At 39.0% G+C, this 16,548-nt stretch carries 15 protein-coding genes and 1 pseudogene; 9 read left to right on the plus strand and 7 right to left on the minus strand.

What is annotated here, in order from left to right; all coding sequences use genetic code 11:
* Positions 1-510 precede the first annotated feature (510 nt).
* Positions 511-588: pseudogene (locus BDD30_RS25105) on the minus strand (MurR/RpiR family transcriptional regulator); the annotation flags it as partial.
* Between the two features lie 1,018 nt (positions 589-1,606).
* On the opposite strand from BDD30_RS25105, the gene BDD30_RS18110 reads away from it, so the two are divergent.
* The 8 genes from BDD30_RS18110 to BDD30_RS18145 all read left to right on the plus strand — a co-directional run bounded on the left by BDD30_RS18110 (position 1,607) and on the right by BDD30_RS18145 (position 9,442).
* Positions 1,607-2,227: a tyrosine-type DNA invertase gene (locus BDD30_RS18110; protein WP_015834721.1), complete on the plus strand. Its 621-nt coding sequence runs from the start codon at positions 1,607-1,609 to the stop codon at positions 2,225-2,227.
* Between the two features lie 552 nt (positions 2,228-2,779).
* Complete coding sequence (gene yhfZ, locus BDD30_RS18115) at positions 2,780-3,685, plus strand: GntR family transcriptional regulator YhfZ (RefSeq protein ID WP_015834719.1); 906 nt, start codon at positions 2,780-2,782, stop codon at positions 3,683-3,685.
* A 25-nt stretch (positions 3,686-3,710) separates the two neighbouring features.
* On the plus strand, positions 3,711-4,067 hold the full coding sequence (locus BDD30_RS18120) for a hypothetical protein (RefSeq protein ID WP_015834718.1): 357 nt from the start codon (positions 3,711-3,713) through the stop codon (positions 4,065-4,067).
* A 237-nt stretch (positions 4,068-4,304) separates the two neighbouring features.
* On the plus strand, positions 4,305-5,486 hold the full coding sequence (locus BDD30_RS18125) for a YhfX family PLP-dependent enzyme (RefSeq protein ID WP_041381971.1): 1,182 nt from the start codon (positions 4,305-4,307) through the stop codon (positions 5,484-5,486).
* Positions 5,487-5,522: 36 nt separating this feature from the next.
* Positions 5,523-6,413 (plus strand): phosphotriesterase-related protein, encoded by an 891-nt coding sequence (locus BDD30_RS18130; RefSeq protein WP_041381969.1) that lies wholly within the window; start codon positions 5,523-5,525, stop codon positions 6,411-6,413.
* Positions 6,414-6,423: 10 nt separating this feature from the next.
* Positions 6,424-6,783, plus strand: coding sequence for a DUF2620 domain-containing protein (locus tag BDD30_RS18135; protein ID WP_015834715.1), 360 nt, complete (start codon positions 6,424-6,426; stop codon positions 6,781-6,783).
* A 10-nt stretch (positions 6,784-6,793) separates the two neighbouring features.
* Positions 6,794-8,149 carry a YhfT family protein gene (locus BDD30_RS18140; protein WP_015834714.1) on the plus strand — a complete coding sequence of 452 codons (1,356 nt, stop codon included), beginning with the start codon at positions 6,794-6,796 and terminating at the stop codon, positions 8,147-8,149.
* A gap of 195 nt (positions 8,150-8,344) precedes the next feature.
* Positions 8,345-9,442 carry an aminotransferase class V-fold PLP-dependent enzyme gene (locus tag BDD30_RS18145; RefSeq protein ID WP_041382856.1) on the plus strand — a complete coding sequence of 366 codons (1,098 nt, stop codon included), beginning with the start codon at positions 8,345-8,347 and terminating at the stop codon, positions 9,440-9,442.
* 241 nt (positions 9,443-9,683) lie between these two features.
* Here the strand turns inward: BDD30_RS18145 and BDD30_RS18150 are convergent, their stop codons facing one another.
* The 6 genes from BDD30_RS18150 to BDD30_RS18175 all read right to left on the minus strand — a co-directional run bounded on the left by BDD30_RS18150 (position 9,684) and on the right by BDD30_RS18175 (position 15,038).
* Complete coding sequence (locus BDD30_RS18150) at positions 9,684-10,379, minus strand: helix-turn-helix transcriptional regulator (protein WP_015834712.1); 696 nt, start codon at positions 10,377-10,379, stop codon at positions 9,684-9,686.
* 148 nt (positions 10,380-10,527) lie between these two features.
* On the minus strand, positions 10,528-11,199 hold the full coding sequence (locus tag BDD30_RS18155) for a helix-turn-helix transcriptional regulator (RefSeq protein WP_015834711.1): 672 nt from the start codon (positions 11,197-11,199) through the stop codon (positions 10,528-10,530).
* Positions 11,200-11,228: 29 nt separating this feature from the next.
* Positions 11,229-11,909, minus strand: coding sequence for a helix-turn-helix transcriptional regulator (locus BDD30_RS18160; RefSeq protein ID WP_015834710.1), 681 nt, complete (start codon positions 11,907-11,909; stop codon positions 11,229-11,231).
* Between the two features lie 56 nt (positions 11,910-11,965).
* Positions 11,966-12,658 carry a PAS domain-containing protein gene (locus BDD30_RS18165; RefSeq protein WP_015834709.1) on the minus strand — a complete coding sequence of 231 codons (693 nt, stop codon included), beginning with the start codon at positions 12,656-12,658 and terminating at the stop codon, positions 11,966-11,968.
* An 878-nt stretch (positions 12,659-13,536) separates the two neighbouring features.
* A complete protein-coding gene (locus BDD30_RS18170) occupies positions 13,537-14,238 on the minus strand; it encodes a helix-turn-helix transcriptional regulator (protein ID WP_015834708.1) in 702 nt (233 codons plus the stop codon).
* 131 nt (positions 14,239-14,369) lie between these two features.
* Entirely contained in the window at positions 14,370-15,038 is a 669-nt protein-coding gene (locus BDD30_RS18175; protein ID WP_041381966.1) for a PAS and helix-turn-helix domain-containing protein, read from the minus strand.
* 911 nt (positions 15,039-15,949) lie between these two features.
* Here BDD30_RS18175 and BDD30_RS18180 point away from each other — a divergent pair.
* On the plus strand, positions 15,950-16,384 hold the full coding sequence (locus tag BDD30_RS18180) for a DUF29 domain-containing protein (RefSeq protein WP_041382855.1): 435 nt from the start codon (positions 15,950-15,952) through the stop codon (positions 16,382-16,384).
* Positions 16,385-16,548: the final 164 nt, after the last annotated feature.

Genomic DNA, 16,548 nt, shown 5'->3' on the forward strand with positions numbered 1-16,548 from the left:
TTGGTTAAAAGATAATATTTTTTCATTTTACCTATATTTGTTAATTAAATCATTTATTCTTTTATGTAAAATACTTACAGATAGAAAAATATAACTGTTAACATTATTTTATTTCTATCTTATTTGATTGTTTTGTTTTCCATGAAAGACGAGTAGGGGCAATATTCGAACAAAAGTACTGACTTTTGAGTGTGTAGTAAGGGGCTGAAGGAGAGAGCTAAGTGAATTGCTCCTTACTACTACGTGTACATTCTGGTTTTATACGCTGCTACTCATTCATCATGATATCTTGCAACTATAATGCCTATTGAGGTAGGTAAGTTAGCATTAAATTTATTCAAATCATTTACCACGAATTTATTCTGATGTTAGAGCATGTTCTGACTGCGTGCCTGTTTTCCTGGGTTGTTGAGATTATCTTGTGTGGTTTTTGCCAATTTGAATTTGCGGGCGTTATAGTTTAAGACAATGGATTGGCTGATGCACGTGTAAATGCAATTACCGCCATACCAACAGAGACAGCACGCGGTATTCCGCACGGGTGATTTTTTCACTGCGCTGTAGCAATGGCGCTAACCGATTATCCATATAAAGCTTTGCCGAGACCCTGCAACATATTAATGATGCTTTTCATTATCCTACTGCCTATCCCGTTGGAGGGGGTTAAACAATATATTCAGCATCAGCGTGGCTGATGATTCTTCGGGCTTTTCGAGCCCGTCCCAATTCCCCCCCCGCCTTATGTCGGCGGGAATACCCCTTGGAGGAAAAGACGGAATGATATCTATTTTATTGTTTTAAATAACAAATAACCGAAAGGTAACATGTGCCTTTTAAGCGTGTGAATACACTCGCAAAACATATTTTTGGCATAAATAATTAGCAGAAAGGGGGAATGATGAGTCATAATACCTGAGTTTATCATGTGAAAAGAAACGACTTGGTCATAAAGGGTATTGCTGTGGCAATATTGGTAAGACCTGGCGATGCTTTGAGAAACAGAATTTCGCATCTGATTGAGCCATCAGCGCTGTTGAGAAAAGGTAAGTAGAGCGTATTAAGTTGCCATCAGGAATAGGCAATGGAACGAAATATTTTTCACTTAACGTTATTGCTACCAGACTACTGTTTTATCACTTTGCTGGAGCTTTCTGGCGAAAAAATTGAGAAAAAAACTGAACACTATTAAGAGTCGACAAACGTTACCGCATCAATACCTTTCCTTGTGATTTGCAGCAAAAATCGATCTGATTGGCATATCCTTTGTTAAAATGATTGTTGGGTTTATTGTGATAATTGCTGTTGTTTTTCTAGACATGGCAACTTATTTAGCGAGTGATGGTTAATCGAATCAGTATTTTTCTTTTTATCTTGTAATGGTAAGAATATAGGGGGCGACCGGAGAACAGACATTGAATACCTATCGATTACACAGCTTGAGTGAAGCTCAGGCACAGCAAAAGCAATTTCATTTAGTCATCTGCTGCCATTTCGGTGCAGGCATTTTTACCATGGGGGATTTAAGGTTGGTTCCGGGTCTGAATCAGTTACAGAGAACGCAGAATATTACATGCGTTGATATAAAAAATATTTGGGATAGACCATAATGCGTCAACGAAGACATCTAACGCAATACGAAGTGGAAAGCATGCTGGCAATGGCGAAAATGAGCGCTAATCCGGAGCGCGACTATTGTCTGGTATATATGAGTTTTGTGCATGGCTTACGAGTTAGTGAAGCCAGGCATTTACGGTTATCTGACATAGATTTGGATGATGAAAGTTTGTATATTCGGCGCTTGAAAGGTGGGTTTTGTACAAACCATCCCCTCTTGGGTTATGAAATCAAGGCGATTAAGGCGTGGCTTGAAGTACGTAAAACTTTTCGAGGGGCGGAAAGCGATTGGTTATTTCTGTCACGCTACGGAAAACCGCTTACACGTCAGCGTATTTATCAACTGATTAACCAATTGGGACGACAGGCTAAGATTTCAGTAGATTCCCATCCGCATATGTTGCGCCATGCCTGTGGCTTTGCTCTTGCAGACCGGGGAGTGGATACCCGACTGATACAAGATTATCTTGGACACAGCAATATTCGCCACACGGTGAGGTATACCGCCAGTAATGTAGAACGCTTTCACGGTGTTTGGAGCATGAAAAGAAACCGGTATCGAGAATTACATTTTGATTATATCCCAAGGGCTGATGCCTGTTCAGTTGAATAAGGGATTCTGATGTATGCGCCTGTTAAGGGCGCATACATAAAGGTCATCTTATCCGGGATTACGTATGGGATTTTGCCTACTTTTTTCTGTTGATTATCATTTTGTTGGTTGATTGCTAATGATTTGATTAACGGTTTATCCATAATCCAGGAAATAGAGGTTACAGGTAATATATCCAATAGATTTCTAGCCGCAGCCAACAAAGCAGCAACTTGAAAGATGAAGTGTATAACCATTATCTATCTGGAATGAACGCCTTATAGGTGTTCATCTTTTCCTTAAATCGATGTTGCCTGTCCTGATATACCGTAATTTCACCCGATTCATATCATTCTTCGGGCTGGCCTGGCTACCGAAGCAGAAACCAGTTTTCATTCACTAACGAGAATCTCCTTTCTGAGTTGCGTCAGTACAAAGGTAAGGCCGATTCTTCGTCTCAATTGCAAAAATCACGCCCTCATTCGTGACTGAATTCGCATTTTTGTTATTTTCCGATTGTTATTTATCTCTTTAAGTTGGATATAAATACATTCAAAAAAATGAAGAATAACTATGAGTCGTGAGTTGCTTAAAAAAGAGGGGGTTGCTCGGGCATGCTTGGCACGTTATCTGCTAGGTGAGTGCTGTGGTAATCGTTTGAAGACGATTGATGAGTTGGCATCTGACTATGCGCTGTCTGTTGGATTGGTACAATTTGCATTAAAAAAACTGGAGAGTTCTGGTGCGGTTTGCCTGGATCGGAGGGGTCGCAATGGCAGTTATCTGGTCAGTATGAATCACAAGGCGCTGTTGGTACATGCTGATATCGGTAACGTAGTTTGTGCGATGCCATTACCTTATACCCGATTGTACGAGGGGCTGGCGAGTGGCTTAAAAGCGCAGTTTGAGGGTATTCCGTTTTACTTTGCTCACATGAGAGGTTCGGATGCCCGGGTAGAATGTCTGCGTAACGGCATTTATGACATGGCTGTAGTGTCAAGTCTGGCAGCACAAACTTATCTGGAACAGCGTGATGTTCTCGCTGTACTTGAATTGGGGCCATGCACTTATGTTGGTGGACACCAACTGGTTTACCGCAAGGGTGAAGAGCATAACATCCGTCGAGTTGGGTTAGACAATCGTTCCGCTGACCAGAAGATTATGACTGAAGTGTACTTTGCCGGACAGGATATCACGCTGGTGGATATCTCTTACCACGAATGTTTGTACAAGGTGGCCAAGGGTGACATTGATGCAGTGATTTGGAACGTTAGCAAGGAGATGGAATTAAGTTTCCGGGAGCTTATTGCCGTACCGTTGCGTGGAAATGTTTGTTTTATGCAAGCTTCTGAAGCGGTTATTTTAACCAGAGTTAATGATATTCCGATTCAGCAGCTTTTGCGTACCACAGTGGATAAAACAGCATTGTTGGTTCATCAACAACGAGTACTGTCTGGTCAACAGGACCCAAGTTATTGATTTAAAATGGACGGAGTAAAATGGAATGGAAAATCGACTGAATCTGCTCTGTCAAGGAAATGTCATCGATCAGGATATCTGTGATGGCATGTTGCAGGTCGTGATTCAGCTTGAGCAGGATTGGCAAATCCCCGTCAGGAATGCGTTGGGGGAAATGGCGATAACACATATGGCGAATGCGTTGATGCGCTCACGCCGGGGAAAACAAATTGGTTCACTGGATGATGAACTGTTGATGGAAGTACGTCAGTCTGATGCCTTTTCGCATTTGCGAGTGATTAACGCTTCGCTGTTGGCACATTTTGACGTGCAATTACATCCCTGTGAAGAGGGTTATTTGCTGGCAAACCTGTTTAGCCTTTGGCAGGCAAAGGATCAGTAATAGCGCGATAACAGAGAAAAAGGAAATTTTTTTCCATCAAATATTCAAAAAAATGATGATTTAAACATCATATACCTTACAGATTTCAAGATGCATCGCGACGGCAAGGGAGCGAATCCCCGGGAGCATAGGTAACTATGTGACCGGGGTGAGCGAGTGCAGCCAACAAAGAGGCAACTTGAAAGATGACGGGTATGCAATGGCATTGACTGCTGTAAGTAGTACAGGAGGTACAGCATATTTATTAATGCATTGACCAAACAAAATCCGGCATTGATTGAGACTGCCCGTATGTTATGGGCGCAAGGAGGTTTGTTACCTGATACTTATGTCATTGATGTTGATCAGGTGTTGGCAAATGCCAGACGCTTGCTTGCTGTAGCGAAGCGCTATGATATTGCTCTGTATCTGATGACCAAACAGATCGGACGTAATCCTTGGCTGGCACACAAGCTTATAGAACTGGGCTATCAGGGTGTTACAGCGGTGGATTTCAAGGAAGCAAGAACGTTAATAAGACGGAAGGTTCCGGTTATTCATGCAGGCCATCTGGTACAGATCCCGCGGAATATGGTTTCCCCTGTGATACAGCAACACCCGGAAGTGATCACGGTGTTCTCTTTAGAAAAAGCGGAGGAAATTTCTGGTATTGCGCAACATCAGGGACATGTGCAATGCATTATGCTGAAAATTTATGATGATCATGATCATCTCTATCCCGGTCAAGAAGCGGGTTTTCATTTATCGGAATTGAACGCTGTTACTCGTCGTATCATAGCGATGCCCGGTGTAAAACTGGTGGGATTAACGCATTTTCCTTGTTTATTGTGGCAGGAGGAACAGCAGCAAACACTGCCTGCACCGAACCTGTTTACTTTGCTGAAAGCAAGAGACATTTTACGGCAGGCAGGGGTTGAGGTGACGCAGATAAATGCGCCATCGGCATCAAGCTGTAGCACACTGCCGTTATTGGCAAAGTATGGCGTTACCCATGCAGAACCGGGACATGCACTGACAGGTACAATCCTTGCGAATTTTCAGGGAGAGCAGCCTGAACGTGTTGCTATGTTGTATCTGACAGAAATATCTCACCGGTTTAATGGCAACAGTTATTGCTATGGAGGTGGTCATTATCGCCGTGGGCAGGCTCATAACGCATTGGTCTTTATGCCAAACGGACAGGTTATATCTACCCATTTGCTGCCGATGGATGGTGCCAGTATTGATTACCATTTTTCCCTCAGCGGTGAATATCCAGTTGGCTGTGCTGTGGTGCTGTGCTTCCGCACTCAGATATTTGTGACTCGCAGTGATGTGGCATTGGTCAGTGGTATCCAGTCAGGGCATCCGGTGCTGGAAGGGCTTTATGACAGCCAGGGGAACTGTATTCCTGTTGATGGGGAAATGACCGGTGAGTAAATTGATTTGCATTATTTTATTCGGACAGCTTTTCCGATGACTAAGCAAAATAGGATTGATGCGTCCGGCTATACCTATGCCCATGAGCATTTGCATATTGATTTATCGTCATTTAAAAACAACATTGATTGTCGGCTGGATCAATATGACCTGATTTGTGATGAGATGAAAACACTGGTCAACCTTGGTGTAAGTAATATTGTGGAAATGACCAATCGTTACATGGGGCGTAATCCACAGTTTATGCTGAATTTGATGCGGGATTCTGGCATTAACGTGATTGCCTCAACGGGTTATTACCAGTCTGCTTTTTTTCCTGGACATGTTGCGCATACTACCGCCCAGCAACTGGCGGATGAAATGATTGCTGAGATTGAGCAGGGTATTGATGGGACAACGCTGAGAGCTGGGGTGATTGCGGAAATTGGTTCCAGTAAAGGAGTTATCACACCTGATGAAAAGAAAGTATTTCATGCTGCGGCGATAGCGCATTTAGCAACAGGACGTCCTATCTCTACACATACTTCATTAAGCACCATGGGGTTGGAGCAACTGGCGTTATTAAAAAAGCATGGTGTAGATATTGAGCGGGTGGTTATTGGGCATTGTGACTTACGGGACAACTTGGACAATATCCTGCGTATGATTGAACAGGGAGCTTATGTACAGTTTGACACTATTGGCAAGAACGATTACTACCCGGATGAAAAACGTGTTGCCATGCTACAGATATTGTCCCAGCGCGGTTTACTTAACCGTGTCATGTTATCGATGGATATAACCCGTCGTTCCCATTTGAAGGCCAATGGTGGTCATGGTTTTGAATATTTAATCCGCACCTTTGTTCCTATGCTGAGGAATGCTGGATTAATGCAAATAGAAATTGATCTAATGTTACGTGATAACCCAACGGTATTTTTCAACTAAAGGAAAACATATGAGATTTGTTATTGGAGGACAAATTGAGAAAGAAAAAATTGCGGACACCTTACGCCGTTTGTCTGGAGATAAAGTTTCATCGATTACCTTAATGAGTGACATTGAAGCTGCCATGGCACTCAAGAACGGTAGTGCAGATTATTATTTGGGGGCTTGTAATACCGGTGGGGGAGCCTTGGCAATGGCAATTGCCATTGTGGGGAGCGATAAATGTGTCACGCTCAGTATGCCGGGGAAAATCCTGTCTGATGAAGAAATTATTGCGTATGTCAACGCCGGGAAAACCGCGTTTGGTTTTATTGGTCAGGATATAGAGGCTGTCATCCCGGTGATTACCAGGGCTATTTTTTCTTCATAAGGACAAGAAGATGGAATATGAATTTTTCACCCGTTTAATGGAAATTGATCCGTTGAAAGCCGGTTTATTGGCTGTCATTGGTGGAATCTCTACCATGATGGCTAACCGTGGTATTGCGGTATTCCATGATGGGCTGCGTCCTCTCATGCCGGAACACCTTGAAGGGCGTATGAATCGTAAAACCTTAGCGGCGACCAGTTTTGCCTTAAGTTTTGGTTTGGTCATCGGTTTTGGTATTCCGTTCTCACTTACAGCACCGATTATTCTGGTGCATAGCCTGCTGCTAGGCACCGATGTGATTGGCACTTGGTGCGCAAACAGTAAAAAAGGTTTCGTGCTTTCTGGTGTTTTGGGGGCGTTATATGCCATCGCGTTGATGACGGGTTTACGGTCTGTTGTCGACATCTTTGCCCATTTGCCGGTTAATTTCATGAACAATCTGAGTAAAGTTGGCGATCCTATTGTTGCCTGCTTTGCGTTATTCCCGGCGATTGTTGTCGCGTATCAATATGGATATCGCAAAGGGATATGGGTGCTAATTGCGACTCTGGCAGGGTATATTGCGACGAAAGCCATGGGGTCACTAAGTTTTGGCGGAGCACTCAGCAAACCCGTGCAATTGGACCCCAACGGGGTAGCGCTACTGATTTCGATGATTGTGATGTTCTACTTTGCAATGAAAGAGCGTGCTCCCGTGGCAGGAGATGGACAGGTTCCAGCCAAAGGTGCGAATGAGATGTTAGTTGGATTATTTTCCACGCGGATACAGCGTATTCAAAATAACATCTGGTTATTGGTGCTAAGTGGTGGCTTGACTGCGGTAGCTTCTTCGATGTCACTCAGCCTGTTGGCGGAAGGGCCGGTATCATTGCAATTGATGGCGCAGGGGGAAGGGGCTAACGCCACGTTGGTGGCTTTGGCTAGGGCAATCAGCTTTGTTCCATTAGTTGGTATGACGGCTATTGCTACCGGAGTGTATAGTCCGGTGGGGATGAAATTCGTGTTTGTTGCTGGATTAGTCACGAATAACCTGTGGATTGCCTTCATTGCTGGCAGTGTGATTATGTTTATGGAAATCAAACTACTGGCAAAAATTGCTGTTTGGTTGGATAAATATCCCGGCGTAAAAGCTTGTGGCGATCATATCCGAACCGTCATTACCCGTATGTTGGAGGTTTCTTTATTAGTGGGGGGAATGATTGCTTCCAACGCTATTCTGCCGGGAATGGGATTTATGGTGGTGGCAGGCATTTATCTGCTTAACCGTACTTCTAAACGTCCTTTAGTTGAAATGGCTATTGGGCCGATTGCAACGATTGTTGTTGGTATTCTGGCTAACGTCATTTATCTGATGGGTATCCGCTAATTGAATATACTCTTCATCTTTCAAGTTGCTGCTTTGTTGGCTGTTTTCACTTACCCCAATCACATCGTTATCTATGCTCCTGGGGATGTGTTCACTTGCCGCTGCGCTACAACTCGAAATAATTAGGGATAAATAGATCCTTTCTCCCTTTATTGATGATAGCAATAATAAAGGGAGAGAGCTGGAGGGCAGATGTTGAACACTTATCCATTACGTAGCTTGAACATGGAACAGGCACAGCGGAAACAGTTTCATTTAGTCGATATTATCTGCCGCCACTTTCCCGGTGCAGATTTTCTGACTACCGGCGATTTGGGATTAGTTCCTGGGTTGAACCAACCACAAATGACGCAACGAGTTGAAAGTGTCATTGCAGATTTCTTTTCCGTTGAGTCTGCTGTATTGGTACAAGGAGCAGGAACCGGGGCAATACGCTGTGGTCTGGCGGCATTAGTCAACGTGGGTGATACTCTGTTGGTTCATGATGCACCGTTATATCCTACTACTGCTACCATTGTTGAACAGATGGGTTTGAATCTTATACGGGCTGATTTCAATCAATCTGAACAAATACGTGCGGCGATTTTACAACATCGCCCGATAGCTGGGTTGGTCCAACATACGCGCCAGAAAATTGATGATTCTTATGAGTTATCTACAGTGATTTCATTGATGAATGCGGCGTCGTTACCGGTACTGGTTGATGATAATTACGCCGTTATGAAAGTAGAGCATATTGGTTGTGAATGTGGCGCTGCGTTGTCGACTTTTTCCAGTTTTAAATTGTTTGGACCGCAAGGTGTTGGTGTCGTGGCGGGTCAAAAAGCGGCAATCGATAGCATCCGGCGTAGTATGTACTCCGGAGGAAGCCAGGTGCAGGGATTTCAGGCGTTAGAAGTGTTGCGTGGGCTGGTATTTGCGCCGGTAATGCATGCTGTGCAGGCTCAAGTGAGTGAAACGCTGGTTACCCGGCTTAATCAGGGAATAATACCGCAGGTAAAACAGGCAGTTATTGCAAATGCACAATCTAAGGTGTTGTTGGTGGAATTTTATGACGAGATTGCAGAACAAGTCCTTTGCTTTGCACATGAACTTGGTGCGCTGCCTTATCCAGTTGGTGCTGAATCAAAGTTCGAAATTCCACCATTGTTTTACCGGCTATCTAGTACATTCCGTCAATCTGATCCCACTTTAGAAAAGCGGATGATACGAATAAATCCTAATCGAAGTGGTGCAGAAACGGTGATGCGAGTTTTGAGTGAAAGTTGTGCGCGGGCCATTGCCTTACTGTGATCAAAAGTCAGAATAAGATTAGAAGTCAGATAAGTAGGTGGTTATTCTGAAAGCGGTACATCCGCCACAATGGGCGGTATATTATCAGTTAGTTAGAACGTTTCAACGTATTTGGAATATAAAGCATCAGTGTCAAGATTTTATAACTTGATGAAATAGAAAAATTGGCAATATCATTAATTGTATTCCTAATTATTACCCAAATTATCGATAGATCAGAGAATATAGTAAAATCGATGACTTACAGTAAAAAGTGGCCGATAGATAGAGAATATCTTGATGGAACATATAGGTCATAGCCATTTTCTTTACAAAGTGATCGTAATTCTGTAGTTGAACTGACAGATAATTTTTCGTAGATATTTTCGAAATATTTTTCTACAGTACGGCATGACATATGCATTTCATTGGCCATATCTTTGTTATTGATACCGCAGCAAAATAGAAAAATCATGATCCACTCTGTTTCTTTTAAAATATCATTAGGTGGCTTGGAGCTGACCGCTATATGTGTACTATTCTCCATATAATGAGAGACAGTAAAATATTCTACTTCTTTAGCATGAGAAATAATTCCCATACATTGATTATTTTCGTCCATCAAAGGATATTTTTCGCAAAAATAGGATTTAGGTTGTCGACCATTGCCTTGAGGGTAAGTCCCAATAGATGATATTCGTTGCATACATTCTAAGACCTGACGATCATGTTCTTTAAAATGATGAGAGAAACCATTAACTGGTGTTGGTAATTGTTCATCAGTATATCCGATAACATCAAAGTTTTCAGGTAACTTATTGGCTTTTATAAACACCGTATTGGCATAAATAAAACGGGATTCTCTGTCTTTTACAAACCATGGATCAGGGCTTCTATCCCACATATTTGTGAACTGACGGGTAATACAAGGAAATTTTCCAAATGCTGATTGACTCATACATATCCTTCGAGGTAATTATTGTTTTTAACCCATTTGAGTATAGATATATTCTTTATAAAGAAAAACATATTCCCGTAGAGCTATCTATTTTATCAATAAATAGTGAACAAAGGTAGCATCGAGAAACTGGGAATTAATACGTAATCTAAGCTAATAAAAATTTCTCTGGGATAAAGTGATTAAAGTTATTAGCCAGACAATATTCTTCCAGTTGTTGATTGGAGTTAACGTTAATTTTGCGATATATCTTGGTCATATGAGTCTCAACAGTATGATAGGTAATATTCAGTATCTGTCCAATCTGTTTTCTGGAGTGTTTCTGTAGAAAGAGAAAGATAATATCCCATTCACGTTGAGTAAAGAGATCTGTCGGTGGCTGGAGTATAATGGATGATGGGAGTTTGTCATAATATTGATATAAGTGAGTCAATGAGTACTCTTTAACTTTCCACAGATGATACATAATCCCTATGCAACTCCCATCTTCATGATAAAAAGGTTGTTTTTCACAAAAATAAGAAGACAGAGTTTGCTCTTTGCCAAATACATGTGTTTCAAGAGAACATACTCTCTCTCCTTTGATCATGACACTTTTATCATGAGTAATAAATTCTTTTGCAAATTCAGCACCATCCCAGGGCAGTTCATGATCGTAGCGTCCTGCGTAATCAAATGATTCTTTGAAATTATGAATGTATTTTTTTGTTGCTGAATTGCCGTAGATAAAGTTTGAAGAACTATCTTTTATTCCCCATGGTTCATTGCTCATCTCCATTGTGTTAATAATTTGAGGTGATATTGCATAGTTCTTCTTCATGTCGGAAAAGTCCTCTATAAATTTATGGGTTAAAGAAACATTCTGCTTTCTGGCTTTACAAATCTTTCTGGTACATAGAGATCGTAATCATTCGAGCGACAATATTCTTCCAATTGATAACTGGAATTAACACCAATCTTTTTATATATCCGCGACATATGGACTTCGACCGTCCGATAGGAAATATTTAATATGCGGCCCATTTGTTTACTGGTGTACTTTTGTAAGGAGAGGAAAATAACATCCCATTCCCGTTGGGTGAAAATTTCGGTTGGTGGTTGGAACATAATCGATGCTGGCAGTTTTCCGTGATATAGACGGGTTAATGAAAAGTCCTGAGCTTGCCAACCATGATATATAACACCTATACAACTGCCATCATCATGATAAATAGGAGATTTTTCAAAAAAATAAGATGATAGAATTTGCTCTTTGCCAAATACATGTGTTTCAAGTGAACATACTCTTTCCCCTTTTTCCATCACTTTTTTATCGTGAGCAATAAAATTTTGTGCAAACTCAGCGCCATCCCAGGGAAGTTCATGTTCGTAAAGTCCTTCAAATTCAAATGAATCTGAAAAGTTTTTAAGAGATTTTAATGCTAGGTTACCATAAATAAAGCATGAATTTTTGTCTTTTATTCCCCAGGGGTCATTACTTTGCTGCAATGTGTTAATTACTTGCGGTGAGATGGTTAATTTATTCTTCATATTATCATTCCATTTTTACAGTTTTCGAGTTTAACGCTTAATATCTGAGTTAGTGGTCAACTTAGTTCTATACTACCAATAGTGATAAATCGTTCTGGAACATAAAGATCAAATTTATTTTCCTTACAGAAGTCTGTTAGTTCTTTATGGTGTGGTAAATTGAATTTCTGGTAAATAGACTGAATATGATTAACAACATCTTCTGTACTCATCGTTAATTCTTCACTGATATGCTCTTCATCCACTGAGCGCAGAGTTAAAAAGAGAACTTCCCATTCAGTTTGAGTCAGTATATCGTTAGGTGGTATAAACTTTAGTGTTGCTGGCAATGTTTTTTCATAATAATAAGAAACAGAAAAATCCTGTGTTTTGTATATATGAAAGGTAATGCCAATACAGTCACCCTTTTCATCACAAAGCGGATATTTATTACAGAGGTAAGTTTGCTTAACCTGATTTTCGCCAACTGGATGCGTTTCTAGTGAAGTGACTCGTTGCATGGTTTGAATAACTTTTTGATCCTGACGGCTAAATTCTTTTTCATATTCCGCAATAGGTGAGGGTAATTCACTGACGGAAAGCCCTGTAATATCGAAATCTTCAGGCAGATTGAGTAGTCGATAAAAAGCGGAATTGGCATAAATAAATCTTGACTGGAGATCTTTGGCTCCCCAGGGTTCATCACTTCTTTCCCACGTATAAATTAATTGTGGGGTGATATTATTGGGTTTGTTTCTTATATTTTTCATGGTCATTCCTGCACTGTTAATAAGTCTTTATCTGAGAGGTTTGTTCACTGATTATACTTAAAATAGCTTAGGTATATAATAGAATATAATAATTTATTCGTCAAAATACATATATTTATTAATTAAATTCTTTATTGTTTTACAAAGAAATGTTCAATAATAATAAATATCACCATAAATATTATTTTATATAATAATTATTTGTTCTGCTGACTAAGTAGTCAGGTTAATGAGTTAGATTTTTAATCTATTGATCAATAAGTGATCTGCATCATAAATGTTCCGTCATGAATTGCAGAAATAGGAATTATTCTGATAACTGGTACTTATAACATGATGAAATAAAAGGAATTATTCCTTTGAAACAGAACAGTGCCGAGGAAGCAGATCTCATTCAAATGGTGTTCAATTCATTAAATATTTCTTCTTAAATGTAACATGCTAAGTATCGTAATTCGATAGGATTTTTGTTGAATATGGCAGTAGAGTTGACTATCGGAGCTTTCCAGTCTGGAAGATTAAGGCGCTTTTTAAATAGTTATACTTAAATAAAATTAAGGTTATCGACATTCTTCTGAATTTAATTTTTAAAGCATAATTAAATAGAAAACTTACTTAAAACAGTATAGTTGCGAAAGATAAAGTTGTATTTCAAACTCCATTTAAATATCTGTAACAATCGGAACCTTATCGCATCTATAATTATCAATTATTACCCTGATGTTGAAAATCGTTGACAAAAAGTAAACGATATAATATGTAAATCATAAATTATATTTATTGATATAAAATTATTCTGTCAAATCTATATTCATCTCATTAGTCGTTCATGTTAATTAAATAACCAATGTAAAAATATGTAGAATAAAATTGAACATTTATAATAAAAAATGGCCGATAAGTTTAAAATATTTTGATGGAATAAATGTATCATAACCATTTTCTTTGCAAAATAGTCTTAATTCAATAGATGAACTGACTGATAGTTTCTTATAGATACATTCAAAATATTTTTCGACAGTATGGCCTGAAATTTTCATTTCATCGGCGATGCATTTATTGCTAATACCACAACAGAATAGAAAAATGATAATCCATTCTTTCTTTGTTAATATATTGTTAGGTGGCCTAAGCCGAATAGATATAGAGGTATTATTCTTGATGTAATGAGATACTGCAAAATAGTCTATTTCTTTGGCATGAGATATTATTCCAATACATTGATTATTTTCATCCATTAGTGGGTATTTATTACAAAAATAGGATTTAGGTTGTTGACCGCAGCCTTGAGGATAAATCCCAATAGATGATACCCGCTGCATACATTCTAAGACTTTACGATCATGCTGTTCGAAAAGATGAGCAAAACAATTAAATGGTGTAGGTAATTCTTTATCAGAATATCCGATAACATTAAAGTTTTCAGGTAATTTATTAGCTTTAATAAATATGGTATTTGCATAAATGAAACGTAATTCTTTATCTTTTACAAACCATGGATCTGAACTTCTGTCCCATGTATTGGTTAACTGAGAGGTAATAATAGGCGATTTTTTACATTTACATCCTGGTTGACGCATAAATAACCTTTGAAAAATTATTGAATATGACTGTGATATTTATAAATAAAATATATTCCAATGGAACTGGCTATTACTTCCATTAATAATGGACAAAGGTGGTATATAGAAACTAGAAATTAATACGTAATTTAATACAGTAAAAATCTTTCTGGTATATAGTGATTAAAATTATTGGCTTGACAATATTCTGCTAGTTGTTTGCTGGAGTTAATGCCTATTTTTTGATATATCTGAACCATATGAGACTCAACAGTACGATAGGTCATATTCAATATCTGCCCAGTCTGTTTTTTAGTTTTTTTCTGTAAAAAAAGAAAAATGACATCCCATTCACGTTGAGTAAAAAGATCAGTTGGTGGTTGGAACATAATCGATGTGGGTAATTTGTTGTGATATTGATGTAGACAGGCTAATGAGTAGTCTTTTGCCTTCCATCCATGATATATAACTCCCATGCAACGTCCATCTTCATGATAAAAAGGTGATTTCTCAAAAAAATAAGATGATAGAGTTTGCGTTTTACCAAATATATGTGTTTCTAGTGAGCATATCCTGTGTCCTTTTTCCATCACTTTTTTATCATGATTAATAAATTCTTCTGCAAATTGAGCACTATCCCAAGGCAGTTCATTTTCATAATGCCCTTCATAATCAAATGAATTTGAAAAATTCTGAAGAGATTTTAATGCTGGATTACCGTAAATGAAGCATGAATTTTTATCTTTGATTCCCCAAGGTTCATTGCTTACTGTTAATGTGTTAATAATCTGAGGTGATATGGTTACGTTATTTCTCATATTATAATTCCTTTTGTCCATTTTTAGGTGCTAAGCTTGATATGTTTGAATTACGCAATCAGTCTAATACTTTACTACCATAAATGACAAGTTTTTCGGAAACATAATTATTATCGATATTTTTATTACGAGAATCGTTTAATTGTATATTCCATTGTAGATTACATTTAGGGTAAACAGGGTCAATATAATTAACGGTATCTTATTCTGCAAAAGGAAATAGTGACTTATCAATTGAAAAATTTTGTACTATTGTGCTGTTAAGATAGATTGAATGGTTGTGGAAAATAAGATGAGTCTATTTGATATGACAGCTCTTAATTATTTAACTGATTTGTTTAATGATTACAATTAATTTGTTGTAAAAATAAAGTTTTATTACTGTTTGATAAATTAATTTTAAATATAAGTGAATGTAACTATGAGGTACTATTCATATATGGGAATTATTTAATTTTATTGAGTGTTGAATGGGTAAATATATACCCAATAGATTTCAATTTGCAGCGAGGTGGCAAGTGAACGCAGCCAACCGAACAGCAGCTTGAAAGATGAAGGGGATAGAAGATTTCTTAAATTGTAATCGTTAATTGATAGAAACTTTAGCCTGAATTAATCATTATCCCGATGATTTAATATTTTTTCGTGTTCTGCCATTTATTTCCAGTAATAGCGTTATGATGCCAAAGGAATGTATTTGTATGTTGCTGTTTTCTTGCTTCATGTGTACTGCCGTTCAGGCAGTTTAGAAATTGTCGTTTAGTCGAAAAATGACTAATATTATGTGCACTGCCGTACAGGCAGTTTAGAAAACTGTCCCCTGTAGGTTTGAACCCAGTGCACTGCCGCACAGGCAGCTTAGAAAACACATAGGAATTATCTGTATGGCAGACTTATCAACGGAGGCAACCATGAGTCATACCCGTTACGAAACTGATGTAGTCGCTTGGGCGAATGAGCAAGCAGCATTATTGCGTGCAGGTAAATTCTCTGAGATAGATATAGCCAATATTGCCGAGGAGATTGAGGACGTGGGTAAGAGTGAAAAACGTGAACTGGCAAGTCGTATGGCAGTTTTGTTGGCCCATCTTCTAAAATGGCAATTCCAGCCTGGGCGTCGTGGTTCAAGTTGGCAACGAACTATCAAGGAACAGAGAAAGGCACTGGCATTGCATATAAAAGAAACGCCCAGTTTGAAAAGCACAATTATTGATGAAAATTGGTTTGCTAAAGTTTGGGCTGATGCAGTTTCTTCTGCTGCTGATGAAACAGGGTTGGATGTATTTCCAGATGAATGTATCTGGAATATAAATCAGATTTTTTCACAAGAGTTTTATCCGGATTAACTCAATTCAATAAATGATTTATTTAACGCACTGACTTTGGTTGGTGCGTTTTTTAAAGTGGTTATTGTGACTTTCTCTAGTAAAGATAGCCGCAAACGTCATCATCTGAGCCAGAGTGCATGGCTGCACTTGTTGTAAAAGTTGTAAAACTCTAGTGGAACGTA

Origin of the sequence: Photorhabdus asymbiotica, from assembly GCF_003634575.1 — a bacterium.
In the GTDB taxonomy this organism is placed as follows: Bacteria; Pseudomonadota; Gammaproteobacteria; order Enterobacterales; family Enterobacteriaceae; genus Photorhabdus; species Photorhabdus asymbiotica.

Excerpts from the sequence above, each read along its gene's own strand:
- BDD30_RS18180 (WP_041382855.1), top strand. The coding sequence starts at position 15,950 with ATGAGTCATACCCGTTACGAAACTGATGTAGTCGCTTGGGCGAATGAG.
- yhfZ (WP_015834719.1), top strand. The coding sequence starts at position 2,780 with ATGAGTCGTGAGTTGCTTAAAAAAGAGGGGGTTGCTCGGGCATGCTTG.
- BDD30_RS18160 (WP_015834710.1), bottom strand. The coding sequence starts at position 11,909 with ATGAAGAATAAATTAACCATCTCACCGCAAGTAATTAACACATTGCAG.
- BDD30_RS18120 (WP_015834718.1), top strand. The coding sequence starts at position 3,711 with ATGGAAAATCGACTGAATCTGCTCTGTCAAGGAAATGTCATCGATCAG.
- BDD30_RS18135 (WP_015834715.1), top strand. The coding sequence starts at position 6,424 with ATGAGATTTGTTATTGGAGGACAAATTGAGAAAGAAAAAATTGCGGAC.
- BDD30_RS18130 (WP_041381969.1), top strand. The coding sequence starts at position 5,523 with ATGACTAAGCAAAATAGGATTGATGCGTCCGGCTATACCTATGCCCAT.
- BDD30_RS18140 (WP_015834714.1), top strand. The coding sequence starts at position 6,794 with ATGGAATATGAATTTTTCACCCGTTTAATGGAAATTGATCCGTTGAAA.
- BDD30_RS18170 (WP_015834708.1), bottom strand. The coding sequence starts at position 14,238 with ATGCGTCAACCAGGATGTAAATGTAAAAAATCGCCTATTATTACCTCT.
- BDD30_RS18175 (WP_041381966.1), bottom strand. The coding sequence starts at position 15,038 with ATGAGAAATAACGTAACCATATCACCTCAGATTATTAACACATTAACA.
- BDD30_RS18150 (WP_015834712.1), bottom strand. The coding sequence starts at position 10,379 with ATGAGTCAATCAGCATTTGGAAAATTTCCTTGTATTACCCGTCAGTTC.
- BDD30_RS18165 (WP_015834709.1), bottom strand. The coding sequence starts at position 12,658 with ATGAAAAATATAAGAAACAAACCCAATAATATCACCCCACAATTAATT.
- BDD30_RS18155 (WP_015834711.1), bottom strand. The coding sequence starts at position 11,199 with ATGAAGAAGAACTATGCAATATCACCTCAAATTATTAACACAATGGAG.
- BDD30_RS18110 (WP_015834721.1), top strand. The coding sequence starts at position 1,607 with ATGCGTCAACGAAGACATCTAACGCAATACGAAGTGGAAAGCATGCTG.